Source organism: Sphingobacteriaceae bacterium, assembly GCA_002319075.1.
Taxonomy (GTDB): domain Bacteria; phylum Bacteroidota; class Bacteroidia; order B-17B0; family Aurantibacillaceae; genus Aurantibacillus.
This window is the reverse complement of sequence record NVQB01000001.1, coordinates 4,537,963-4,560,846: the sequence shown is the minus strand read 5'-3', so window position 1 is coordinate 4,560,846 and position 22,884 is coordinate 4,537,963. Positions and strand designations below refer to the sequence as shown.

Below are 22,884 nucleotides of genomic sequence, written 5' to 3'. Positions count from 1 at the left end.
CTATGCTGGCATTCAGCAACCCCTTGCGCAGCAATCAAATTCACCCTCAAGCAAGCTTGGCGATTGATCCAAAATAAAAAAACTTGATAAGAAAAAAACTACTTCCCGATAATTTTCTTTCTGTGAAAATGCCCCCATTTACGAAGCGCATCAATAACCGTAGGCAATGTGTCTGTATGTTTGGTAGCGGAATACTCAACAATAGGAGGAAATGCATCGTAAACTTTTCGAACAATGAGTTTATTTGCTTCCAGGTCTTTCAACTCCTTTGACAATATCCTGTCGCTTACAGGCCTAAGCCAGAAAAGTTTCGATCCATTTTAAAACCGACACTCCTTCGCAATAAACGATCGTTTTGAAATGTTTAGTGGAGTTAACATTTTCTTTTACGATAGGGCAACACCTGATCCATATTTGCTTCCACAACTTTTGCGCCTGATCCTTTTTTATTTTCCCCCGGCCTGCAAGCGAGCTTGCGTGCGGTGATAAAATAAAAAAACCTTTCAGCTCAACTGAAAGGTTTCCTTTAGTAGCCCCTCAGATACAAATTACGAACGACTTACTAGAAGACAAGCGGGTTCTTGCTCAAATTTTGGGACTTTTACGGAAACCAGTTATAGGTGAAAAAACTTGTAACTGGTAAGATTAATTATTCTACAAGTTCCAGTTCAGTTTTAATAAAGTCTTTCACACCTTCTTCTCCTGTTAATTCCAGCCAAACTTCTTCACCTGAAGTCAAAACGTTGAAGGTGAAAAAATCGCAGCACTGGCGTTCAGATTTTATAAATTCATTCAGCTTATCAAGCATTTGGTCTGAACAATTGAATTTAAAGGCATAGCCATTTACCAATTCTTTTCTTTCAATCACCGCTTTTCGGAGCTCGGCCAAAACGGTCTCTTTTCGTTTTCTTAGTTCAGGACTTGTGAGTTTACAAGCCATTTCTTTAGGTTTTCCCATTACATTATTATCTTCTGAGGTGCAACAATTCGACGTGGAATCGCATTCACTTACTACTGCCGATTCCTTTTCTTCCGAACATGATCCGGGAGTACATTCTTCTCCCGCACTGCATTCAGTTGGCTGGGCAGCAGCAACATTAGCTTGGTATTTCGTTATCTCAAAATAACTTAAGAACCCACTACTCAAAATAAGACCGATCCAGAAAACAGCTTTATTAATATTTAATTTACGCTTCTCTTTTACACTGGGCTCGCAAGCACAACCGTTCGGAGTAGTGCAGTTTAGTTTTGGCAGTACGTACAACGAATAATAAGAAATAGTAAATGAAACAGCACTAAGAGCGATCAACAATGGTTCAAGTGCATTTACAATAGGCGATGCGGCCACGGTTGCGGATGAGATTCCAAATAACGATGCTACCGGACTTACACAAACACCTACGCAAGCGCCCCCTTTGCATACTGAAAACAAAATCGGAGCTGCCGATGCAAGACCTCCTGTTAGTGTTGTCCAAAACGATTTTTTTCCTTCCATTTATTAGCTGTTTGTTTTATAATATCTATTTCTTATCCAAAATGCGGCATTTACCAATAGAATTAAGGCCGGTACTTCTACCAATGGCCCTATAACCCCAACAAACGCCTGCCCGCTATTGATTCCAAATACTCCAATGGCCACGGCAATGGCCAGTTCAAAATTATTTCCCGCCGCTGTAAAAGCTATAGAGGTACTTTTAGAATAATCAGCACCCATCTTCTTCCCAATGAAGAAGCTGATAAAAAACATGATAGCAAAGTAGATGACTAAAGGCACTGCGATTCGCAACACGTCAAAGGGAATCTGCACTATTAACTCCCCTTTTAAGCTAAACATAACAACGATTGTAAACAGCAATGCTATCAATGTTATTGGTGAAATGAGAGGTATAAATTTTATGTCGTACCAATCAATACCTTTTAGCTTTACCAATACCAACCGTGAAATTAAGCCCGCTGCAAATGGCAAGCCGAGATAAATGCCGACACTTTTTGCAATTTCTCCAATAGTAATATTTACTTCCAAACCTTTCATTCCAATTAACGGTGGTAATACTGTTATAAAAAAGTAGGCGTAAACACTATACAACAAAACTTGAAAGATGCTATTCAGTGCGATTAATCCGGCTGCGTATTCCCTGTCACCGTCGGCTAATTCGTTCCACACTACAACCATTGCAATACAGCGCGCTAATCCAATAAGAATTAAACCAATCATGTATTCAGGATAATCATGTAAAAAAAGAATCGCAAGCACGAACATTAGAATCGGTCCGATGATCCAATTAAGAAACAGTGACGCTCCTAGAACTTTTGTATTGCGAAACACTTCGCCCATTTTTTCATACCGTACTTTTGCTAATGGCGGATACATCATCAGAATTAATCCAATAGCTAATGGGATATTTGTTGTGCCACTTGAAAACGAATTAATAAAGGTTGCAGAAGAAGGAAAGAAGTTACCAATGGCAATACCAATTGCCATTGCTAAAAATATCCATAAAGTTAAGTATCTGTCCAGAAAGCTTAATTTTTTTCTTCCTGCTGCGGGAGCACAATCGTTTGCTGTCATATCTTGTTACTATTTGTTTTTTGTAAAATCTATGTAGGTGATCCGGGTAGCTTGTAAATAATAGTGATTAAACCAATTTCTATTTCCAATGTTCCAGGTGATATACAAAATACCTATTTCAATTTTATTTCTTTTGTTTAGTTTTTTTCCTGATGCTGCATACGCCCAATTTTCTCCATACACAGCACCGGGGTTTATAAATGTGTTGGAAAAAAGCTTCCTCATAAGCAGTGAAATATAATTTTTCATGGATAGACATAACTTCCTGTTAGTAAAAATTTATCCGTCAGTTTACTTATTAAACTTCCTGAGTGATCTATTGTGGGAAAGACCCCTCCATCGTTAATGTTTTGCGAGTTAAGAATTAACGCACAAAATAAGAAGAACGAAATGAATATAAAATTAAGCCCTTGCATGCACTATTTTAAATTTTAGAAAACACGTAAAGAGTTTCTAAAGCAATCTGCCGGCATCTTTCATCGTATTTGGCATCTTGTTGTTCTGTATTGTCAAATGCTTTGGGATCGTCATAGGTAGTGCCAATTCTTAAATCGACACCTGGAATAAACGGGCAATTTTCTTCCGCATCGCTGCAAGTCATAATTGCTACAAAATCTTTTTGTGGATTTTTTGGATCATCATAAACTTTAGAAAAACACTCTAGCGGACTTTGATTATCATCGTAATGCACATGATAAATAGTATTCTTATCAAAGCTTATTGGTTTAATATGAAAGCCCGCTCTGATTAATGCATTAATGGCATTGCTATTAAACGCTGTAGCTTCAGTACCACCAGAATAAGTAGTAATATTTGGAACGTTATAATATTGACTGGCTACCTTCGCCCAAATCTGTCCAAAATGACTACGACGAGAATTATGCGTACAAATGTATATAAGATTAACAGGCTCATTGCCTAAACCTTTTTTTGCTATGTATTGAGATATTTTTTCCAATAAGGTTTTTCTTTCCTTTGGTATTTCATCGAACTGTGTTTTAAGGGTATCACAATAGTTTTTTATTGCTGTAAACATTCTTAATTTATTTTTAAATAGTCTTCAATTTGTTTAACTGTATCTCTTGCTGTCCTGCCAACTCCAATAAGAGTAGCCGATGCGAAGCCCGTCCAGCCGCCATAGCCCACAAGCCATAAACCATCAACCTCCATCGACTTGCTTTCCTGCGTTTCTGCTTTTCCTCTTTCGTCTGTATGAATAAGAGATGCTAAGTGTTGGGTAACATAACCGAAACCTGTACACCAAATGATTGCATCAAATTCCTCCTTTGTCCCATCCGCCCAGATCACCCCACGCTCGTAGAGTTCATTAAAATTACCAACAGAATGAAGAACGCCTCTTTCGCGGGCTTCTTTTACTGGTGGAACCATTACCACATTTCCGAGACTGTATTGCGTTTGATCAAATGGTTTACCTTCCTTCTCTGCATGATACTTTGCTGAAGCTGCATTGAATAGCACATGCCCATCCACATTGTCCGGTAAAAATTCAGGCGGCCTTTTGGTTGACCATTTCACGCTGGCTACTTTAGATACTTCCGCTATTAGCTGTGCGCCTGAGTTGCCTTCACCTACAATTAATACTTTTGATCCTATAAATGAATCTGAGTTTTTATAGCTGGCTGAGTGGCTTTGGTCACCGGTATAAAGTTCAATACCCTTTACGTTAGGTATAAATGGATTGCTCCATGTTCCCGTAGCAGAAATAACAGTGCGTGCAAAAAAATCTCCTTTATCTGTTTCTATCCTAAATTTTTTACCTTCTTTAACTACATGTTTTACTTTTACAGAATGCTTAATGGGTAGTAAATACCGTTTTTCATACTCTAAAAGATAGTTAATGACTTCCTTTTTTAAGGGAAAAATAGTTTCAGATTTTGGCATCATCCAGCCTGGTAGTGAACTGTGTTGAGCTGGTGAAAAAAGTGTCAAACTATCCCAACCATGCAGCCATGCTCCACTGCCTGTTTCCCGATCATCAAGAATTATATAATTTAATCCGGCCCGCTTAAGGTAGTAACCACTAGCGAGGCCACTTTGCCCGCCGCCTATTACCAACACGTCCCAAACGGCATCCATCATTCTACTTTTTTTATTTAATTAGCAACATTTACCGCCTGGGGTGCAAGCGTTTTGACTAGCCGTTTGTAGATCTGCGAGTTTTATATTTTGCTTGTCAACAGGAATGCCGCATTTATCAGGAGCAAGACAGTCTGTTTGCTTGTTAGACAATACAAAGTTCTTACCGTTAAAACTTAAACCGTATTTACCGATAGTCTCTCCCTGATATTCTACCTCAATTTCTCCATCTTCAATTTTTAATACTCTTTCCGATAGGGTGATAATGTCGTTTAACTTCTTAGGCGCTAAACGGTGATCAAAATCACCGGCTTCCCATAATTGGAAATTCACCACCTTTTCTTTTCTTTCCGTTCCACCGCAATCTATAAAGTGCTTGGTTACTTCACCTATTTCTGTGACATGGAAATATTGAGGAACAATAGTGCCATTCGGCAATTCAAAATTTATTTCCTGGATAGTGTTTAGTTTTACTTTTAATTCAGAGAGTTTCATATTCTTTGTATTTACTATTTGGTTGGCATTCTAATTCGATACAGCTATTTTTTAGCAGCATTTATTTTTATTTATTTTATAAGCTTCGAAAAATGTGCTTAAGTAACTTTGAGCATTTGCCCATTCCTTTTCATCAATACAATAGCAAACCTTCACGCCATCAATATCACCTTTAATAAGGCCCGCTTCTTTCAATTCTTTTAAATGTTGCGATACCGTACTTTGAGACAAAGGGAGCTCGTCTACAATGTCTCCGCAAATGCAGGCTTGTTTTTTAATAAGAACCTGCAATATGGCAACACGCGCAGGATGCCCAAGGGCTTTAGCATATTTGGCAATCTTATTGTCTTTAATTGTAAATTCTTCTGTTTTTGTAGTTCCCATAGTTATTCTTTAACATTCTTCATTTGAACAGGGTGTATTGTTGGGATTTACTTTATCCTTATTTCTTATTAAGGACAGATAAAGTTCATCCACTCCCTGTTTCCATTGTTCTAGTTTTTCGTAGTTGATACAGTAGCTCATTGTCTTTTTTGTGAACGAACCATTGATTAGCCCTAATTTGGCTAACTGTTTTACATTCTGTCCTACAGTGAATTTTGAAATCTCTTCCATCTCCATAAAATCCCCGGTAATGCAGGAGTCAGTTTTTGCCACCTGTTGCAATATTGCTATACGAGTTGTATTACTCAGCGCACTGCACATCTTCGAAAAAATAATCTGCTCTTTGTTGTTTTGAAATTTTCTCTCCATAATCGTAAAATTACGATACTATTTTTACACTAAAAAGACTGCTTGATAAATTGTTTACAAATAACTGATTTTAAACAGCTTACCTAACGATTGCTTTCCACCTTAAGAATCAGCTTTTGCTTTACATAATCCATTATAAAGAACATTTCCCTGGCGATCTGACGGCAACGTTCATCGTATTTCTGATCTTGTGAAGGTGTATTATCATAGTACTTCGGATCTTCATAGGGTAAAGCTATACGTGTATCAGCACCATCAATCACCGGGCATGACTTATCAGCATCTGAACAAACCATTGCGGCAAGGAAATTACTCTTAGGATTCCTTGTATTGTTATATTTTTTGGAATATATAAATCCTAAAGAAACCTTGTTTCCTGCATTAACAGAATAGTAAGGATTATCATTTGCCTGGCTTGTAGTTATACTGTAACCACAACGTCTGAGCGTAGCAATGGTGTTTGGGTGAACGCGCGTAGCCTCTGTGCCACCTGAAAAAGTCATTACACTGTCAACACCATAATAGATAGCAGCACTTTGCGCCCAAATCTGCGCCATATGACTTCTCCTGGAATTGCTTGTACAGATAAATAACAAACGGCTACTCCTGTGCGAGATCTGTTTTTCGATAATGTAATTTGCTATTTCCAATAGTTCCTTTTTCCGTTCTTCATTTATCTGGTTAAACTCATTTGGCAAACTGCTGCAATACTTTTTTAAGTCTTTGTAAAAATTTACTTTGTTGTTAATTGGAGTGAATGCGCCACTTACTACAAATACTACTAGCGTTACAAAGATTTTTATTGTCTTAGGTAATTTCATGCTGATTTTTTTAGTGAAAGATTTTTAAACTGCAATGCAAAGTTCAGTATAAGATCAAGTTCACGTGTTAAAGCATCGTTAAATTGCGATAGATGAAGTAGAATTTACTTGCTAATGCTTATTAACAAAGGGTTTCACAATTGTTTAGCGATCTTTTCACGCAAGGGTAGCAATTTTTTCACAATCCAATGGAATCAAATATTTAAAGAGATAGCTTTCAATGGAATCGAATTTTAAAGAGAACGTTAAATCTGGACTTTACATTTAATATGCGTTTCTTTTCCTTAATGATTACATCAATTCTCAGTGATATCCACTGCCTGTGGCTTATCTAGCTTTGTAGCATAAAAATTAAAAATTATGAAAAAACATTTATCAACGCTATTGGTGGGTCTGGGAATAGGTGCCACATCAATGGCTCAAACTACGCTTACAGGGCCTAGCACGGCGCATACGCCCTATATGCTTCCAGTTGTCCCTGGATCAACAATGACTTCGATTTTAACTGTGACAGAAACCGTTTCTGGCTATATGTTGGCTGGACTTGGTGACGGCCTTGGAGCTTATGACAATGGCGGAGGTACATTTACGCTGCTTATGAACCACGAAATGGGAACGGCTGTTGGGGCTGTTCATGCTCATGGACAGACAGGCGCCTTTGTTTCAAAATGGGTGATCAACAAATCTAACCTTTCTGTAGTAAGCGGTGCCGATCTAATTCAAAACGTTTATTTGTGGACCGGTACAACTTATACGATGTACAATTCTGCAAACACATCAACGCTTACTCAATTCGGAAGATTTTGTGCCGCTGACCTTCCAGCAGTAACTGCATTTTATAATAGTGCAACGGGAAAAGGTACACAAGAACGCATTTTTATGAACGGAGAAGAAAGCGGTAACGAGGGCCGTGCTTTTGCTCACATTAGTACCGGGCCAGCTGCAGGAAATACCTATGAACTTCCACATTTAGGAAAGTTCTCTTGGGAGAATTCAGTGGCAAGTCCGCTCGCTCAGGATAAAACTATTGTAGCCGGAATGGACGATACAACTCCGGGACAAGTTTATATCTATGTAGGAAGTAAAGCCACAACAGGAACTGACATTGCAAAGGCCGGCTTAACAGGTGGTAAATTGTACGGGGTTTCTGTAGTAGGATTAGTAAATGAACAAAGCACTAGTACTCCTACAGCAGGAACACCTTTTAACCTCGTTGATATGGGTGTTGTGCACAATATTACAGGTGCAACTCTTAACACAAATAGCAACAACGCTGGAGTAACTAATTTTTTACGTCCCGAAGATGGTGCATGGGATCCTAACAATCCAAGAGATTTCTATTTTGTTACTACAAACTCTTTTGCAGCTCCAAGCCGTATGTGGAGACTTCGTTTTAATGATATTAACAATCCTGAGCTTGGTGGAACTATTACTGCTGTATTAGATGGAACAGAAGGGCAAAAAATGGCAGATAACATGGTAATGGACAATCACGGACATATTATGATCCAGGAAGATCCAGGTGGACAAACCCATACTGCAAAAATCTGGCAGTACAAAATTTCTACAGACGCTTTAACTTTAGTTGCGGATCAAGACCCTAACCGTTTTACAACAACTGGTACCAACTCATTAACCATTGATGAAGAATCGTCAGGAATAATAGATATGCAAGGTATTTTAGGTGCCGGTTGGTTTATTCTTTTTGATCAGGCGCATTATTCTATTCCTGGACCTGCGGTAGATGGTGGTCAGTTATTGGCATTCTATAACCCTGCAACTGCTGCAGCTAATCCGGAAATTAACTTGCAAGGAAACGCTACAAGCATACCTAGTGGAAATACAGCCATTAGCGCAGGAGACAATACAAATTTTGGATCTTCAAATCTTAATACGCCCATTACAAAAACCTTTGTTATTCAAAATACAAACTCAGGTACTTTAATTGTTTCTGCGTTAAGCATGAGCGGAACAAATGCAGGGGACTTTGTAATAACGAATGCACCTTCATTCCCATACAGCATCGCACCAAATGGCTCTTATAGTATTACGGTACAATTTAACCCTGCCCTATTGGGAGTGCGTAACGGAATCATCAATGTTACGAGCAGTGATTACGATGAGCACCTGTATACGTTTGCAATTCAAGGTAATGGTGTAGCTCCGGAAATTAATTTGGAAGGAAATAGTGCCGTAATTACAGATGGTAGTACAAGCACCAGCCAAACAAATAATACTGATTTCGGAACAGTAATTTACAATATGATGGTTACCAAAACTTTTGAAATTAAAAATACTGGTACAGGTACACTATCTGTTTCAGGGATTAATATTTCGGGTTCTGGCAGCAGCTTCTTCACACTGCTTAATGCTCCTGCTTTTCCTCTAAACATTGCTGCGAGCGCCTCTCAAACTTTTGAAGTACAATATCAGCCAATGGTTGTTGCTAATCACACAGCGAATGTTAGCATTATGAGTAACGATGCTGACGAAACCTTATACGATTACAAAATTTCAGGTCAAGGCGCAATGGATGTTGGTATAAACAACATTGAAAGAACAAATAGCTTTGTAACACTATTCCCTAATCCTGCTAAAGATGATGCTACTTTGAAATTCACGTTGGAAAATAACGCTCACGTTGTTATTACTGTGACTGACATACAAGGTAAGGAAGTATTAGCTTCGCAAACTAAGGACTTAGAAAAAGGCGAAAGAGAAATCATCCTGAATACCACTCATCTGAAGAACGGAAATTACTTCGTTAAAATAAACACTGGTTCTAAAGCCAACACAATTAAAATGATTATCAATCACTAATCATTCTTAATAATCTAAAGGCCGGATATGCATTTATCCGGCTTTTTTTATTTGCAGCCGTTTGTATAAAATTGAAAAGCGCCCTTCAGTTCCTATGAAGAGCGCCTCTCTATGAAAAAAAATCTTAACACATAAGATTTTCCAAAAGTAAAGGTACAGCGCATTTAATCGTTTTGTTACGCTGAATTTTTGCAAAGTACTCTAGTTAATGGAAATGTAAAGGCAAGTTTACAATTTGATTAAATTGAAAAAGTAGCTTAGATCAGCAGCATATAATTTTCGAACGAAACCTATTCCAGTAGTGGGCTGTTGAAGGAAAAAGAACCATGAGATGCAATAAGCTCATTAAAATGCCTCCAGGAATGAGGTTTTTAACCAACCACACAAAAGCAGGATAATTACCAACTGAAGAAAAATCAGAACGGAGCTCTATGCTGTGCTCCGTCACGTTTAACTTAATGATCAGCAAAACTGCTATGGAAGCAAAATGAAATCCATTCACGAATAAATGAATTATGTACTCCCATCTTGGCAGGCCACCCATAAAATCGCGGCTATCTTTTTCAAGGTAAGCATCAAAAACCAATGTGATAATATCGGCCAGTACAAAAGCCATCCCAATATAAAAACAAGCAGCGCAGTCTTGTCTTAAATAAAGAAAATAAAGAATACCAGGAAATAATGCTCCCCTGATGGTATGCGTTAAATGTTCTTTTCGACTTGCAGGATTTTCATACAGACGGTATTTAAATATGTGCAGGTAAAATCCATCATATAAACCTAATAAGGCAAAAAGGATCAGTAAAACGATTGAAATAATAAATGCGAATTCCATAGTAGTTTTTACCCGTAAAATTAGAATGCATCAAATGAAAGCTATTTGACAAATGTCACAAAATAGAAGTAGCTGCCTGATTTCTGATCCTGCTAAGTGTTTCACGGGATACGCCAAGGTAAGATGCAATGTGCTGGAGAGATGCGCGACGAATGATAGACGGTTGATCACTTAGCAAGCGAAGGTATTTCTCCTTTGCAGTTTCTCTGTTCAGGGTAGATGCATACTTTTCCATGACAAGGAATTCTTTTTCAACAAGAATACGACCAATAGCTTGCCATGCTGGTATAGTAGCGTATAGCTCCTGAAGGTCGCTATAGTTAATCTCAAGGAGCTCAGATTTTTCTAAAGCCTGTATTGAAAGGGATGACTCGGTTTGAGATACAAAACTTTTAAAAGAGGTAGTTAACTTATTTTCAGTACAAAAGCAGTAGCTTGTATCTTCTCCTTTTTCATTCATATAAAAGGTGCGCAAAATCCCTGTACCTATAAATGCCGCCCGCGAACAGGTCGATCCCGCCTGCACGAAGAACTCTCCTTTTTGAAGAGTCACACTCTTAAAGTATTTCATAGTTTGAGAAAGCTCCACGTCTGACAACGGAACAACTTCATTAAGAAATACCTGAAAGCTGCTTACTATACTCATCCCGGCAAAGTTAACGATTTATAAGCCAACGCAAAATCTGTGACTTAACGGACACAAAGTCCGAAACCCTCATTGCCAAAAGCCAAAAGAAGCCATTTGCCCTGAAATTCCTCTCTGACAATACATTCGTGGCACAACGAATGATACACAGCGTACACAAAATTTTAAAACCATAAAGATGAACACAGCAAAAAAAAATTAAGCGCTTGAAGAGAACGAACAGGGTAAAAAGCAGGAATTAACCTCAGACAGGGTTTCCTTTGGTAGCCCCTCCGATACAAATTTCGAACGTTTGCTAGAAGACGCGAGGCTTCTTGCCTGGATTTGGGACTTGTACGTTAAAGTATCTAATGTATAAAAAAGAAAATGTTCCGTCTCTCTTTACTGCAAAAGAGGGGCAACATTCCGAATCTTTTACCAAGGGATTTACAAGCCATTTTTAGTTTTTCTTTACTGCCATAAAGGCAAAATTCAAGAAGCTATCAAAATATCTAGATGCCGAAAGTTCGTTTCAAAAGGAAAATTGGTTAGCTTTTATTTACAACTTCGATTTCATAACCGTCCGGATCAAGTACCCACGTTGCGTAATAACCAGGATAGTATTCCGGGAAAATTCTTGGAGCATGTATAACTTTTGCTCCTGCCGCTATAGCCGCCTTGTAAAAAGCATCAACCTCTGCATGGTTTTTTGCCACCAGTCCAATGTGTACGGAGTTGGAATCGGCCTTTCCTTCTTTCAACCAAAAAAAGGCACTTGATGCATTCCCGAAACCATTGAGATCAGGGTGTTGACCTTCTCCTTTGTACTCCATACTTAGTTTTAGCCCTAGCGCCTTAAACGCAAGCGTGTAAAAGGTTGTTGAAATTTTGAAATTGCTTACTGTAATAATAACGTGATCTAACATGTTTTTTATTTTTAGGTTCGATACAAGTTTAACTTTATACCAATGATGATGAATTTTGTGAATTATAAACGTGAGCAAACTCATTCAAAAAGTCGGCAAATTTTGTTGCGCCCCAAACCGCAGGTTTATTCTTATTGAAATCTTCAAATAATTTTCCGCTGTTTATCGCATTACCCATTTCTACATACGTAGCAGCAATAGCCGGTGACATTCCTGCGCTGGTCATTCCTGCAAGTGTCTCTTCATCCGAAAATTGCACCCAGGGTAATTCAGGTTTTCCAATAGAGACGCCAAGTTCCTTTACAATTTCTGATACCTTACGTTCGTCACTCGTAACGTAACGGTGACTATTACCATTAAATGAATTTTGCAGTTCTTCCGCTGCTACCACTGCTATGTCTCTTGGATGCACCATCACTACCTTTGTTCCTTGATCATAGTTATTTCCCATAATCCCCATGTGTTTAATAAGCGGTATATCAAAAAAGAAATTAATGTAGAAGATCCCCGCTCGTAAATGTTTTACAGAGACGTGTTCCAATTTACTAAACGTTTGTTCCACGTCATACAGTCCGGCTATCGGGCCTGTACCTTCACTTAAATGCGCCCCAATGCTGCTTAAGTTTACGACCCGTTTTATGTGAGAGTGTTTAATCGCTTCAAAATAATTTTTACCTGTTTGATTAATATATTCTCGGTAATTTGCTACTCCCCAGTTTGGCGGTACCATCGTGTAAACGGCATCGGCGCCTGTAAAACTTTTTGTTAGAAACTGAACATCTGAAACAGAACCTATTGCCGCTTTTGCTCCTAAGGCTTCAATAGCACCTATCTTCTTCTCGTCATTACTTATTATCGTAACCTCGTGACCGTTTTTAATTAATTTTTCAGCAAGCGGCTTACTGATATTCCCTAGTGATCCTGTAATGGTAATTTTCATTTTTAAGAATTGTTTATTTGTTTCGTCAAAGGTATATTTGCACATACTTAATTACAAGTACATACCCCAAAGTAAGTAACCATGACAAAAATAAAAGAGAGTTCAACCCTAAATTACAACAAAGGAATTTCTGCAACACTTTGCCCTATAACCTACGTTATGAATAAGATTGGTGGACACTGGAAAACAATCATTTTGTATTATCTCATAGATAGTCCTAAGCGCTATAGTGAGCTGAAAAGAACAATTCCAGCTATTACCGAGAAGATGTTAGTGCAACACTTAAAGCAATTGCAGGAAGATAATTTGATCGTAAAAAAAGTAGAGCAGATTATGCCTCCGATCACAATTTATTCTTTAACTCCTTCAGGTAAAAAATTGGGACCCGTTCTCATGGCGATGGCTGATTGGGCTGTGAAAGACAGTAAAAGTTTCAAAAGATTAAAAATGGCCTGATAAGTTATGCTTTGGAAGTCCAAACCAGTGTTCGAACCTACATTGACTCTGAATCATACAATTTAGTAACCAGCCGAAGAACATATAAGAAATTACGAACCATACAAACCTCTGATGATTCACTCACCAGAGGTTTTGTTTTTTTTGCGCGGAACGTTACCCAATTCGAAACTCAAGCTGTTAACAGGCAATGCCAGATGGACAAAAGCTTGAATTCTTATACCGCTAATGAGCCAAAATAACTCGCGAGATAGAAAGACATAAAAATAATGCCGAAAAACAGTGCGATCCAGATTAACTTATTGCGTTCCCTGATTTTTACAAAAAACAATATAGAAAATCCAACAAGAAAGTTAATACTGGCCCACAAAACATTTAGAGTTGGAGAGGAAAGTCCCTTGCCGGGAGGGTTAGCAAACGGCGTTGGAAAAGATTTACCGGTAATTCCATTAATAAAATGAGGCAGAATATTGGTCAGAAAAACACCTGCCAAAAAAATTAAAAGATAGTGATACCATTTGGTTTGTAAAGTATTATTGCTTTGTGCATTCTCCATTGCTCTTATGCTGTTTATAGTTAACCCGGGCACTATTGCCCAATGGGATTCAAAATTACAGATTAAGGATCGTTCGGATGTGAGACAAAAGTCTCAAAATTATTTTTTTGCCCTAATACGGGTTATCGTTCTTCGGTTCATACCAAGATAGGAAGCAAGGTTTGAAACCGACACACGTTGTAAAAGATTGGGAGCATGTTCTTTTATGTATGCGTAGCGTTCTGTGGGTGAGTATATTTTCAATAACGTACTGTCATCCTGCAAATCCAGCGCCATTCTGGCTACCAAACGTCTTCCGAAAGTCATCATCTCATCGTTGGAATAACATAACGCTTCTAATTGTTTTCTGTTCAATATCCAAACTTCACTTTTTTCACCTGCTTTTAGCGAGAATGAAGAAGGAATTCCGGCTTTTGCATTCCTATGATCAGAAATTATGTTGCCTTCAAAATGAAAATGTGTAGCGAGATTAATCCCATCTTTAAGATAACAAGTATAGAGATGTCCTTTTTCAACAACATAAAAGGCATTACAAATTTCACCTGCGTTTAGAATCACATCGCCGCTATTGAGACTCTTCTTTTCAAAGTTATTTTCTAATTGATGTATGGCCTCTGGATATTCAGGAATAAGGAGCGTAAGAAGCTCTATCAATTTTGAGTCAGCCATAGTCAAATATACAAAAAGATTAAAATAATTACCATAGAGCTTAACTCCTAATTAAAGGATTATTCAGAACACTAAGTCCGAAAACCTCACTGCCAAAAGCCAAAAGAAGCCATTTGCCCTGAAATCCCTCTCTGATAATACATTCGTGACACAACGTATGATACACACCGTACACGAAATTTTAAAACCATAAAAACGAAAACAGCAACAAAAAACTTAAGCGCTTGTAGAGAACGAACAGGGTAAAAAGCAGGAATTAACCTCAGACAAGGCTTTCCTTCAGGTAGCCCCTCCGATACAAATTTCAAACGTTTGCTAGAAAACACGCGGGTTCCTGCTCAAAATTGGGAACTGTACAGACATGCTAAATCTTACTTGTACAAGAATCTTACTCCTATTAATTAAAAGATCGTTTGAATTGCAGTGGTGTTAGTTTTGTTTTTGCCTTAAATAGTTTGCTGAACGATTGCAAATGTTCGAAGCCCAAGGCATAAGCAATTTCACTTACCGATAATTCAGTCGTGGACAAAAGTTCTTTCGCTTTGGAAATAAGTTTTTCGTGAATATGCTGCTGAGCATTCTTTCCAGTTATAGCCCTCAACGCCGCGCTCAAATAATGTGGAGAAACATTTAGCTTGTCAGCGAACATAGACACGGTTGGCAAGCCCGATTTATACAGTTTTTCACTATCAAAATGTTTGTTTAGCTGGTTGTATAATTTATCAAGCAATGTGTGACTTGCCACGCTGTCAGTATTAAATTGCGTTTGATAAAATCGCTCGATGTACGCCAGCAGCGCATCTATTAAAGCAATAGAAATTTTTTTACTAAGCTTATCAGATATCTTTTGAAACTCACGAGAAATATTTAGTACGAGGGTATGGATTAGGAATTGTTCTTCTTCAGATAGAAATAACGGTTCCTTAAGATCATTGTAAAAGAAATCGTAACTCCTGATTTTCTTTGCTAGTGGAGTATGCAGTAAGAAATCCGGATGAATACAAAGCATCCAACCTGACATAGAAGATATTGCTGTTTTATCAGGTTCAACCTTCACAACTTGTCCAGGTGCGCGGAAACCCAGTACTCCCTTTGCAAAATATTTAATTCGTTGACCACGTTTAGGCTTAGTTGCATGGCCTCTTTTAAACGATATAACATAAAAGCCGAATACTACATTTCCTGATTCAATTTGCCTGTATTTTGGAACTTTGGCAACATCTATAAGACCAATCAGCGGATTCGCAGGCGCAGGTAAATTTCTTAACTTGTAAAATTGCTCAATTGTTTTTATTTGATGGATCATTGAATCACATTGTAAGCACGACTTTTCCGGCGGTGCGACGGGTTTCAACCTGTTGATGTGCTTCTGCCATTGAATCGAAAGGATACGTTTTAGCTATGTGTGATTTCACCACTCCTTTGGACAAAAGGTCTGCGAACGCTCTAAGATTTTCACCACTAAATTGCAGTGCCCTTAAAGACAAATTTACATTTTTTTCCTTCGCTTTTTCCATAAGGCCATCTTTAGTAAGAGCCAAAATTGAAATAATTGTTCCTCCCGGCTTAGTTATATTGATAGAATGTTCTAAAGTCTCACCGCTTACAGTATCAAAAACAAAATCCACCTCTTTAACTATTTGCCAGAAATTTTCTGTTTGGTAATCAATATGGTTATCTGCTCCAAGAGACAAAATAAAATCGCGGTTTTTAGCAGAAGATGTGGCAATTACTTCCGCACCCAGCTGTTTAGCTATTTGCACGGCAAAGTGGCCTACACCACCTGCGGCTCCATGAATGAGAACCTTGTCGCCTTTTTTGATATTCATTCCAAGAATCAATGACTGCCATGCTAACAAGCCAGCCATTGGTGATGCTGCAGCTTCTTCATAACTAATACTATCCGGTTTACGCGCTAACAACTCAACATTGACAGCTACAAATTCGGCGTAACCGCGCGCATTTTGTAACAACGCGAAAACCGCATCGCCTATCTCAAACCCCTCTGTATTCTCAGCCTTTTCAACAACCTCGCCGGAAATGTCCCAGCCCATTACGACTGGTCGCTCTTGCCCGAATATTGCGGAAATAAAGGCCGTGTTGTTGCGATAAATTGTATCAGCAGGATTTATACCTATTGCTTTTACTTTGACTAAGACCTCGCCACTTTTTAAAGTTGGTCTTTGCGCTTCGCCTAGAACCAGCTTATCGGCTCCTCCGGCTTCATATAATAAGAATGCTTTCATATCTCAAAGGTCGGGACAAATCATAATAGTGATTTAGCCTAACCGAATTATTGTTTAGCCAAAATGGAGTTGAGGCAAATTTAATTAAAATGAAAATAAAATAAAAAATACTTTTGCCGAACTAAAAATGGAAGAAACATTCTCTCTTGAAGACCAACCGCAGACAAATCAATCAAAACTAAAATTTACACGCTACGAGGTTTCTATAATCCTTTTACTAGCGCTTACACAATTTACAGTTGTCCTGGATTTTATGGTAATGGCGCCGCTGGGCGATATGCTCACAAAATCAATGGGATTGACTACTGGCCAATTTGGCTTTGTTGTATCAGGATATGCTTTTAGTGCCGGTGTTTCGGGACTTTTGACGGCCGGCTTCGCAGATAAATTTGATCGTAAAAGATTACTGCTGTTTTTTTATATTGGATTTATTATTGGGACTTTATTTTGCGCGCTTGCAACAAATTACGAAACATTGATTACCGCAAGGATCTTCACCGGTCTATTTGGAGGTGTAATCGGTTCTATTTCCATGACTATAATAACAGATATCTTTTCATTAGATAAACGCGGTACTGTTGTAGGTTTCGTACAGATGGGTTTCGGTGCCAGTCAGATTCTAGGAATTCCAATTAGCTTGTTCCTCGCCAATACATGGGGCTGGAAGACCCCTTTCCTCATGATTGTTTGTTTAGCCACTCTTATTTGGTTAGTTATTTTGATTCGTATTCAGCCTATTACAAAACATCTTGAAATTAAAAGTAATCGCAATGCCTTAACTCATCTATGGCTCACAATTAAACAACGTCGCTACCGCATTGGATTTTTAGCGACTTCTTTGCTCTCTGTAGGGAGTTTCATGATACTTCCATGGGGAAGCACTTTTGCGATCAACAACTTACACGTTTCGCAAGATCGTCTGCCGATCTTATTTATGGTTGGCGGTGTGAGCGCCTTATTTATTATGCCCTTGGTAGGGAAACTTAGCGATAAAATAGATAAGCTCAAATTATTTGGCGTCGCGTCACTTTGGATGATTGTAACTGTTTTAATTTACACAAATCTAACCCCTGTTCCTTTTTACATGGCTATGGTCTGTTATGTATTAATGATGATTGGTATTATGAGTCGCATGGTACCTTCAATGGCGCTCGTGACCAGTTTGCCTCAAATCCAGGATCGAGGAGCTTTTATGAGTATTAACTCATCTTTACATCAAATAGCTGGTGGCGTTGCCGCTACCATGGGAGGATCGATTGTATATCAACAAGACAGATTCAGTCCGTTAGAACATTACAATACCTTGGGTATTGTGGCAGCATTATTATCACTCGTTGGAGTATTTTTTATTTATCGGGTCAACCAAATAATTAAAACACGCATACCTGAGTAAGCTCATCCACTGAGTAATTCGTCCTTTTCTCCTTTTTCTTAATGAAACAAATACCGTTCGAGAATCGAACAGTAAGTACTTCAGAAAAAATAAGATGATTGGTTTGTGATTGCTTACATTATAAATTTACCCTCGTCTTTGTACACATTTGGTTGATGTATCGGTTGTTTCTCGAGTTCAGCTTTTTCTGAAGCTCTAGTATAAACGTTAACAATGGAGTCTCCACCCTTTCCCATAATATATTTTCCCATTTTTCTTTCCAGCCAACAACTTGCCACGACCCCAACGAACTTGTAATATAGAGAACCAGAAGTTGAAACCGCTTTGATTAAAAGCACCAATCGCTATTTAAATAAAAATGTCAACTCATCACAGAGTGCGTCAAAACTATAATGTTTCGTGATAACACCATTTGCTCCCGCTGCTAAAACAGAGTCTTTATCTTTTTGAAGTGATGAAGTTGTGTAGATTAAAATCTGAACTTGTTTATATTCTGGAATAAGCCTGATTTTTTGAAGAAATTCCAATCCTCCCATCTTTGGCATGTTCAAGTCCAGGAAAATTATATCAGGAGCTTTGAACTCTTTATTCGAAACCATTGCTAATGCTTGCTCGCCATTTTCAGCTTGTACAAAATCGCTTTGAAGTTCTATGGAATTTAACGCAGCCTGAAAAACATCTCTGTCGTCAGAATCATCGTCAATAAGAAAGATCTTTTTCATGTAGGGAGTTAAAGATAGCCAGAAAAAACAAGATATAACCACACTGGCGCGAAATTAGAAAGTACAATGTGAGGGGCTAAAAAGCCCTTTATTTAATTATTAATTATATTTGATTTACAAGTTACTATTGAGAAAATGAATAAGATTTCTAATAAAACGCTCCCCTTTCTAGCTGGCGGGGAAGAAATGGGCGAATTGACTCGCACGTTTGATTGGTCACAAACATCGGTTGGAAGTCCCGAAACATGGCCTCAGAGCCTGCGCACGATGGTGAGCACTATTCTCCGTTCTAAATTTCCAATGTTTTTATGGTGGGGTTCTGATCTTGTGCAATTTTATAATGATGCCTACCGACCAAGCCTTGGCAATGGGGGTAAACATCCCTCAGCATTGGGTAGCAAAGGTGTGGATACCTGGCAGGAAATCTGGCCTGTCATCATGCCTCTTATAGACAGCGTGCTGGCAACCGGAGAATCCACCTGGAGTGAAGATCAATTAATTCCTATTTACAGAAATGGAAGACTTGAAGATGTGTACTGGACATTTAGCTATAGTCTGGTATTGGATGACGAGGGCAATAATAAAGGTGTACTTGTTACCTGTACTGAAACTACAGAAAAAGTTCTCGCGCATAACAGGCTTACTGAATCCAATACCCAATTGAATGCCGCTATTGAAGCTTCGCAGCTCGCTACCTGGGAACTTAACCCTACAACCCATAAATTCGTTGCGAGCAGGCGTTTAAAAGAATGGTTCGGCTTACCTCTTGAAGGTGATTTTGCATACACCGACGCCGTAAACGCAATTCCTGAAAAGGACAGGAAAAAAGTTTCTGATGGCATCGCAAAAGCGTTAACCTGGGAGTCTGGCGGTGACTATTTAGTGGAACATAGCATCGTCAATAATAAAACTGGAGAAGTACGATATGTAAGAGCAATTGGACGTACCATTTTTGATGAGCAAAAACAGCCGCTTCGATTTAACGGTACTATCCAGGATATAACGGAAAGTTACCTCGCAAAAGAACGTACGGAAGAAAGTCAACGTCAATTATTATCTCTCTTTGAAGAGTCCCCTGTTGGCATTGCTACACTAAGTGCAACTGATGATCTGGTATTTGAATCAGCCAATGCGTTTTACGGCGTTCTTGTGGGAAGAAAACCAAAGGACATTATTGGAAAGCCTTTATTAGACGCGCTTCCGGAACTTAAAGGGCAGGGCTTTGATGATTTGTTGAAGGGTGTCATCACTACGGCTAAACCTTTTATTAATGAAGAAGTCGCTGCACAGCTATTTCGCAATAACAAACTTGAGACGATCTATGTTAATCTCACTTACCAACCTAGAATAGAAAGTTCCGGAGCGGTTTCAGGAATTCTCGTTGTTGCCACCGATGTTACTCTGCAAGTAACGAGCAGGCAGAAAGTTGAAGAAAGTGAAGCAAAACTAAAAAGCATTATTGCAGCCGCCCCTGCCGGTATAGGCTTGTTTGTAGGGCGCGATCTTATTATTCAAAATGCCAATCAAACATTTATAGATATTGTTGGCAAAGGACCAACTATTGAGGGCTTACCGCTTAGAGAAGCCATGCCAGAGCTTCTTGCAGAGGGACAACCTTTTCTTAAGATCTTAGACGATATTTTTGAAACAGGCAAACCATTTCTCGCTCCTGCTGCACTTGTGAAGATCGTTCAGAATGGCGTTCTTAACAATAACTACTACAATATTTCTTATACACCGGTTTTTGATAGTGATGGCAAGGTCTATGCTATTTTAGATATTGCTATAGATGTGACTGCACAAATAAAAACACAGCATCAATTAGAAGAAGCGGAATTAAGCATGCGGGGCGCAGTAGAACTTGCGCAACTGGGCACATGGAGTATTGACGCTGCCACCAATGGCTTAACCTATTCGGACAGACTTATTGAATGGTTTGGGTATGATCCTGCAGCACAGGAATACAACCAAGTGATCCCCATATTAAGTGATGCAGACCAGGAACGCGTTGCCAAAGCTGTTGCCAAAGCTTTAGATCCTGACTCGGATGGCGTTTATGATGAGATCTATACCGTTATTCATCCTAAGACGGGCAAGAAAAGAATTCTTCATGCACAGGGTAAAGCTATTAAGGACAATACAGGAAAAGTCATTCGCATGAATGGAACAGCACAGGATATAACCATTCAGCACGAGCTTCAAATGGCTTTGGAAAACGAGGTGCAACTTCGGACCGAAGAGTTAGAAGCAACTAATGAAGAAGTAAGCGCTACTAATGAAGAACTGTTCAAGTTAAATGACAGGCTAACAGCATCTAATGAAGATCTTTCTCAATATGCTTATGTTGCTAGTCATGACCTTCAGGAACCTCTTCGTAAAATACAGGTTTTTTCAAATATGCTGATAAAACAAAAAACTATTTCAGAAGAGAATAAACCTCTTGTCAATAAGATAGCGCAGTCAGCAGAACGAATGACTTTATTAATTAAAGACCTTTTAAATTTTTCAAGCCTCGCCAAAAAAGAAGATACAACTATAACTGTGAATCTGAATGCAACGCTCAAAGAAATCATTAAGGATTTTGAATTGTTGATTTCTGAAAAACATGCGGTCATTAATATTGGCGCGTTACCAAAAGTTGAAGGTGTGGCTTTGCAAATGAATCAATTGTTTTATAATCTCATCAGTAACTCTCTCAAATTTACGCAGCCCGATGTGCCTCCTATAATCCAGATCAGTTATTCAGAACTCACTAAAGATAATCTCGCTACTTATATTCAAAAAGTAATTCCTGGTAAAACCTACTATCACATTACTGTTAAGGATAACGGAATTGGTTTTGAAACAAAACACTCTGATCAAATATTTGAAGTGTTTAAACGTCTACATGGCAAAGATGCTTATCCAGGTTCAGGAATAGGGCTTGCTTTATGCAGGCGTATTGTGATCAATCATGGAGGGCACTTATTTACTGAATCGGAACCAGGAGCAGGAACTACTTTTCATGTGATCCTACATTCTTAAACTCAATAAAAGGACTACATTTAAAAACTAACCAATTAGTAAGTTACCGGTCGGTTACATTAGAATATTAAATACCGCGTCTGTAAAATAAATTTCAGATTTAGATTATATTTTCCCGTCATACATTTTGAATTGACCTTGATAATCGCCCAGTTCCATATATTTTAGCGAAAAACCGAAGTAACCGTGTGTGTTATCTATTCTCCAACTTACTTGTGATTGAGATGATAATACAGTAAGAATTGTAATCAGGGCTAGTATTAATCTTCTCATAAGGTTGAATTGGGTTTTGTTCCTATAATACAAAAACGCGAAAAGTATACTTAGTGAATAAGAAAACAACTAAACTACAAAACAACAATACGGGACTCGAACATACAAGTCACTGAAAATCAACGCTGGATTTACGTTACAGATAGGCGATATTAAAAAAGCCACTGATAATCAGCGGCTTTCCTTCCGGTAGCCCCTCCGATACAAATTTCGAACGACTTGCTAGAAGACACGCGGGTTCTTGCTCAAATTTGGGATCACTACAGTAACATCGAACAAATAACTAGGAATATGTAAGTTCCTCTTTGCGGAAAGAAAGTTACCCAGTTCGAAACTTCGTTAGCCCTCAAAATGCCGAAAAGTGTAAACGTGAATCCGTTAAAAGAGTAACCGGTATAAACGGGCATAAACAGTAAAATTACGAATCGTCACTGATCCATAAGTTTTTATTGGATGCTTTGTCCAGCAAGGCTAATTTCTGTTTTACTAACCTTATCTAATGATTTATTTTAAGTAAGTCTTTGTCTTTGAAATAACTCTTTTAATTAAAACATATTTGGCAGTGCCCTAATTTCCTTTATGGGTAATTGAGATATTATGTGTCCCACATCATATTCTGATTTATTTGAAAGGATGAAGCCGACCTATGAGTTTTCGTTATTAC

23 protein-coding genes and 1 pseudogene are annotated in these 22,884 nt (G+C 38.4%); 4 read left to right on the top strand and 20 right to left on the bottom strand.

From position 1 onward, the window contains the following. Positions 1 to 98 precede the first annotated feature (98 nt). The 10 genes and pseudogenes from CNR22_19780 to CNR22_19735 form a co-directional block, all read right to left on the bottom strand. Positions 99 to 278 carry a hypothetical protein gene (locus CNR22_19780; GenBank protein ID PBQ33928.1) on the bottom strand — a complete coding sequence of 60 codons (180 nt, stop codon included), beginning with the start codon at positions 276 to 278 and terminating at the stop codon, positions 99 to 101. Between the two features lie 371 nt (positions 279 to 649). Continuing rightward, positions 650 to 1,495, bottom strand: a complete 846-nt coding sequence (locus CNR22_19775; protein PBQ33927.1) for a hypothetical protein — start codon at positions 1,493 to 1,495, stop codon at positions 650 to 652. Between the two features lie 3 nt (positions 1,496 to 1,498). Next, complete coding sequence (gene arsB, locus CNR22_19770; GenBank protein ID PBQ33926.1) at positions 1,499 to 2,569, bottom strand: arsenical-resistance protein; 1,071 nt, start codon at positions 2,567 to 2,569, stop codon at positions 1,499 to 1,501. A gap of 9 nt (positions 2,570 to 2,578) precedes the next feature. Further along, positions 2,579 to 2,818: a hypothetical protein gene (locus CNR22_19765; GenBank protein PBQ33925.1), complete on the bottom strand. Its 240-nt coding sequence runs from the start codon at positions 2,816 to 2,818 to the stop codon at positions 2,579 to 2,581. Between the two features lie 175 nt (positions 2,819 to 2,993). Beyond that, a complete protein-coding gene (locus CNR22_19760) occupies positions 2,994 to 3,605 on the bottom strand; it encodes a protein-tyrosine-phosphatase (protein PBQ33924.1) in 612 nt (203 codons plus the stop codon). Positions 3,606 to 3,607: 2 nt separating this feature from the next. After that, entirely contained in the window at positions 3,608 to 4,666 is a 1,059-nt protein-coding gene (locus CNR22_19755; protein ID PBQ33923.1) for a pyridine nucleotide-disulfide oxidoreductase, read from the bottom strand. A 21-nt stretch (positions 4,667 to 4,687) separates the two neighbouring features. After that, positions 4,688 to 5,161 (bottom strand): hypothetical protein, encoded by a 474-nt coding sequence (locus CNR22_19750; protein PBQ33922.1) that lies wholly within the window; start codon positions 5,159 to 5,161, stop codon positions 4,688 to 4,690. Positions 5,162 to 5,212: 51 nt separating this feature from the next. Beyond that, positions 5,213 to 5,545, bottom strand: coding sequence for a transcriptional regulator (locus tag CNR22_19745; protein ID PBQ33921.1), 333 nt, complete (start codon positions 5,543 to 5,545; stop codon positions 5,213 to 5,215). Positions 5,546 to 5,554: 9 nt separating this feature from the next. Then, complete coding sequence (locus CNR22_19740) at positions 5,555 to 5,914, bottom strand: hypothetical protein (GenBank protein ID PBQ33920.1); 360 nt, start codon at positions 5,912 to 5,914, stop codon at positions 5,555 to 5,557. 146 nt (positions 5,915 to 6,060) lie between these two features. After that, positions 6,061 to 6,612, bottom strand: a pseudogene (locus CNR22_19735) (protein-tyrosine-phosphatase). 483 nt (positions 6,613 to 7,095) lie between these two features. On the opposite strand from CNR22_19735, the gene CNR22_19730 reads away from it, so the two are divergent. Next, positions 7,096 to 9,555, top strand: coding sequence for a hypothetical protein (locus CNR22_19730; protein ID PBQ33919.1), 2,460 nt, complete (start codon positions 7,096 to 7,098; stop codon positions 9,553 to 9,555). 262 nt (positions 9,556 to 9,817) lie between these two features. On the opposite strand, the gene CNR22_19725 is transcribed toward CNR22_19730, so the two are convergent. The 4 genes from CNR22_19725 to CNR22_19710 form a co-directional block, all read right to left on the bottom strand. Next, on the bottom strand, positions 9,818 to 10,390 hold the full coding sequence (locus CNR22_19725) for a hypothetical protein (protein PBQ33918.1): 573 nt from the start codon (positions 10,388 to 10,390) through the stop codon (positions 9,818 to 9,820). A gap of 55 nt (positions 10,391 to 10,445) precedes the next feature. Continuing rightward, complete coding sequence (locus CNR22_19720) at positions 10,446 to 11,036, bottom strand: cyclic nucleotide-binding protein (protein PBQ33917.1); 591 nt, start codon at positions 11,034 to 11,036, stop codon at positions 10,446 to 10,448. Between the two features lie 527 nt (positions 11,037 to 11,563). Further along, complete coding sequence (locus CNR22_19715; protein PBQ34954.1) at positions 11,564 to 11,941, bottom strand: extradiol dioxygenase; 378 nt, start codon at positions 11,939 to 11,941, stop codon at positions 11,564 to 11,566. Positions 11,942 to 11,975: 34 nt separating this feature from the next. Further along, the gene (locus tag CNR22_19710) at positions 11,976 to 12,881 is read right to left on the bottom strand and encodes an NAD-dependent dehydratase (protein PBQ34953.1); all 906 of its coding nucleotides are present in this window, start codon (positions 12,879 to 12,881) and stop codon (positions 11,976 to 11,978) included. Between the two features lie 81 nt (positions 12,882 to 12,962). Here CNR22_19710 and CNR22_19705 point away from each other — a divergent pair, with 81 nt between their 5' ends. Beyond that, positions 12,963 to 13,337 (top strand): transcriptional regulator, encoded by a 375-nt coding sequence (locus tag CNR22_19705; protein PBQ33916.1) that lies wholly within the window; start codon positions 12,963 to 12,965, stop codon positions 13,335 to 13,337. Positions 13,338 to 13,554: 217 nt separating this feature from the next. On the opposite strand, the gene CNR22_19700 is transcribed toward CNR22_19705, so the two are convergent. The 4 genes from CNR22_19700 to CNR22_19685 form a co-directional block, all read right to left on the bottom strand. Next, positions 13,555 to 13,926, bottom strand: a complete 372-nt coding sequence (locus CNR22_19700; GenBank protein ID PBQ33915.1) for a hypothetical protein — start codon at positions 13,924 to 13,926, stop codon at positions 13,555 to 13,557. Between the two features lie 66 nt (positions 13,927 to 13,992). Next, complete coding sequence (locus CNR22_19695; GenBank protein PBQ33914.1) at positions 13,993 to 14,562, bottom strand: hypothetical protein; 570 nt, start codon at positions 14,560 to 14,562, stop codon at positions 13,993 to 13,995. A gap of 397 nt (positions 14,563 to 14,959) precedes the next feature. Next, positions 14,960 to 15,868, bottom strand: a complete 909-nt coding sequence (locus CNR22_19690) for an AraC family transcriptional regulator (GenBank protein PBQ33913.1) — start codon at positions 15,866 to 15,868, stop codon at positions 14,960 to 14,962. A gap of 4 nt (positions 15,869 to 15,872) precedes the next feature. Next, positions 15,873 to 16,808 carry an oxidoreductase gene (locus CNR22_19685; GenBank protein PBQ33912.1) on the bottom strand — a complete coding sequence of 312 codons (936 nt, stop codon included), beginning with the start codon at positions 16,806 to 16,808 and terminating at the stop codon, positions 15,873 to 15,875. Positions 16,809 to 16,935: 127 nt separating this feature from the next. Between CNR22_19685 and CNR22_19680 the strand changes: the two genes are divergently transcribed. After that, a complete protein-coding gene (locus CNR22_19680) occupies positions 16,936 to 18,201 on the top strand; it encodes an MFS transporter (protein ID PBQ33911.1) in 1,266 nt (421 codons plus the stop codon). A 113-nt stretch (positions 18,202 to 18,314) separates the two neighbouring features. Here the strand turns inward: CNR22_19680 and CNR22_19675 are convergent, their stop codons facing one another. Together CNR22_19675 and CNR22_19670 are read right to left on the bottom strand one after the other, a co-directional pair. Then, a complete protein-coding gene (locus tag CNR22_19675; protein ID PBQ33910.1) occupies positions 18,315 to 18,539 on the bottom strand; it encodes a hypothetical protein in 225 nt (74 codons plus the stop codon). A gap of 6 nt (positions 18,540 to 18,545) precedes the next feature. Continuing rightward, a complete protein-coding gene (locus CNR22_19670; protein PBQ33909.1) occupies positions 18,546 to 18,923 on the bottom strand; it encodes a response regulator in 378 nt (125 codons plus the stop codon). Between the two features lie 135 nt (positions 18,924 to 19,058). On the opposite strand from CNR22_19670, the gene CNR22_19665 reads away from it, so the two are divergent. After that, entirely contained in the window at positions 19,059 to 21,947 is a 2,889-nt protein-coding gene (locus tag CNR22_19665) for a PAS domain-containing sensor histidine kinase (GenBank protein PBQ33908.1), read from the top strand. Positions 21,948 to 22,884: the final 937 nt, after the last annotated feature.

Bases quoted from the DNA above. Each gene is read 5' to 3' on its own strand.
- CNR22_19695 (PBQ33914.1), bottom strand. From the start codon at position 14,562: ATGGCTGACTCAAAATTGATAGAGCTTCTTACGCTCCTTATTCCTGAA.
- CNR22_19710 (PBQ34953.1), bottom strand. From the start codon at position 12,881: ATGAAAATTACCATTACAGGATCACTAGGGAATATCAGTAAGCCGCTT.
- CNR22_19730 (PBQ33919.1), top strand. From the start codon at position 7,096: ATGAAAAAACATTTATCAACGCTATTGGTGGGTCTGGGAATAGGTGCC.
- CNR22_19745 (PBQ33921.1), bottom strand. From the start codon at position 5,545: ATGGGAACTACAAAAACAGAAGAATTTACAATTAAAGACAATAAGATT.
- CNR22_19665 (PBQ33908.1), top strand. From the start codon at position 19,059: ATGAATAAGATTTCTAATAAAACGCTCCCCTTTCTAGCTGGCGGGGAA.
- CNR22_19720 (PBQ33917.1), bottom strand. From the start codon at position 11,036: ATGAGTATAGTAAGCAGCTTTCAGGTATTTCTTAATGAAGTTGTTCCG.
- CNR22_19725 (PBQ33918.1), bottom strand. From the start codon at position 10,390: ATGGAATTCGCATTTATTATTTCAATCGTTTTACTGATCCTTTTTGCC.
- CNR22_19740 (PBQ33920.1), bottom strand. From the start codon at position 5,914: ATGGAGAGAAAATTTCAAAACAACAAAGAGCAGATTATTTTTTCGAAG.
- CNR22_19670 (PBQ33909.1), bottom strand. From the start codon at position 18,923: ATGAAAAAGATCTTTCTTATTGACGATGATTCTGACGACAGAGATGTT.
- CNR22_19775 (PBQ33927.1), bottom strand. From the start codon at position 1,495: ATGGAAGGAAAAAAATCGTTTTGGACAACACTAACAGGAGGTCTTGCA.
- CNR22_19760 (PBQ33924.1), bottom strand. From the start codon at position 3,605: ATGTTTACAGCAATAAAAAACTATTGTGATACCCTTAAAACACAGTTC.
- arsB (PBQ33926.1), bottom strand. From the start codon at position 2,569: ATGACAGCAAACGATTGTGCTCCCGCAGCAGGAAGAAAAAAATTAAGC.
- CNR22_19685 (PBQ33912.1), bottom strand. From the start codon at position 16,808: ATGAAAGCATTCTTATTATATGAAGCCGGAGGAGCCGATAAGCTGGTT.
- CNR22_19750 (PBQ33922.1), bottom strand. From the start codon at position 5,161: ATGAAACTCTCTGAATTAAAAGTAAAACTAAACACTATCCAGGAAATA.
- CNR22_19715 (PBQ34954.1), bottom strand. From the start codon at position 11,941: ATGTTAGATCACGTTATTATTACAGTAAGCAATTTCAAAATTTCAACA.
- CNR22_19755 (PBQ33923.1), bottom strand. From the start codon at position 4,666: ATGGATGCCGTTTGGGACGTGTTGGTAATAGGCGGCGGGCAAAGTGGC.
- CNR22_19705 (PBQ33916.1), top strand. From the start codon at position 12,963: ATGACAAAAATAAAAGAGAGTTCAACCCTAAATTACAACAAAGGAATT.
- CNR22_19765 (PBQ33925.1), bottom strand. From the start codon at position 2,818: ATGAAAAATTATATTTCACTGCTTATGAGGAAGCTTTTTTCCAACACA.
- CNR22_19690 (PBQ33913.1), bottom strand. From the start codon at position 15,868: ATGATCCATCAAATAAAAACAATTGAGCAATTTTACAAGTTAAGAAAT.
- CNR22_19680 (PBQ33911.1), top strand. From the start codon at position 16,936: ATGGAAGAAACATTCTCTCTTGAAGACCAACCGCAGACAAATCAATCA.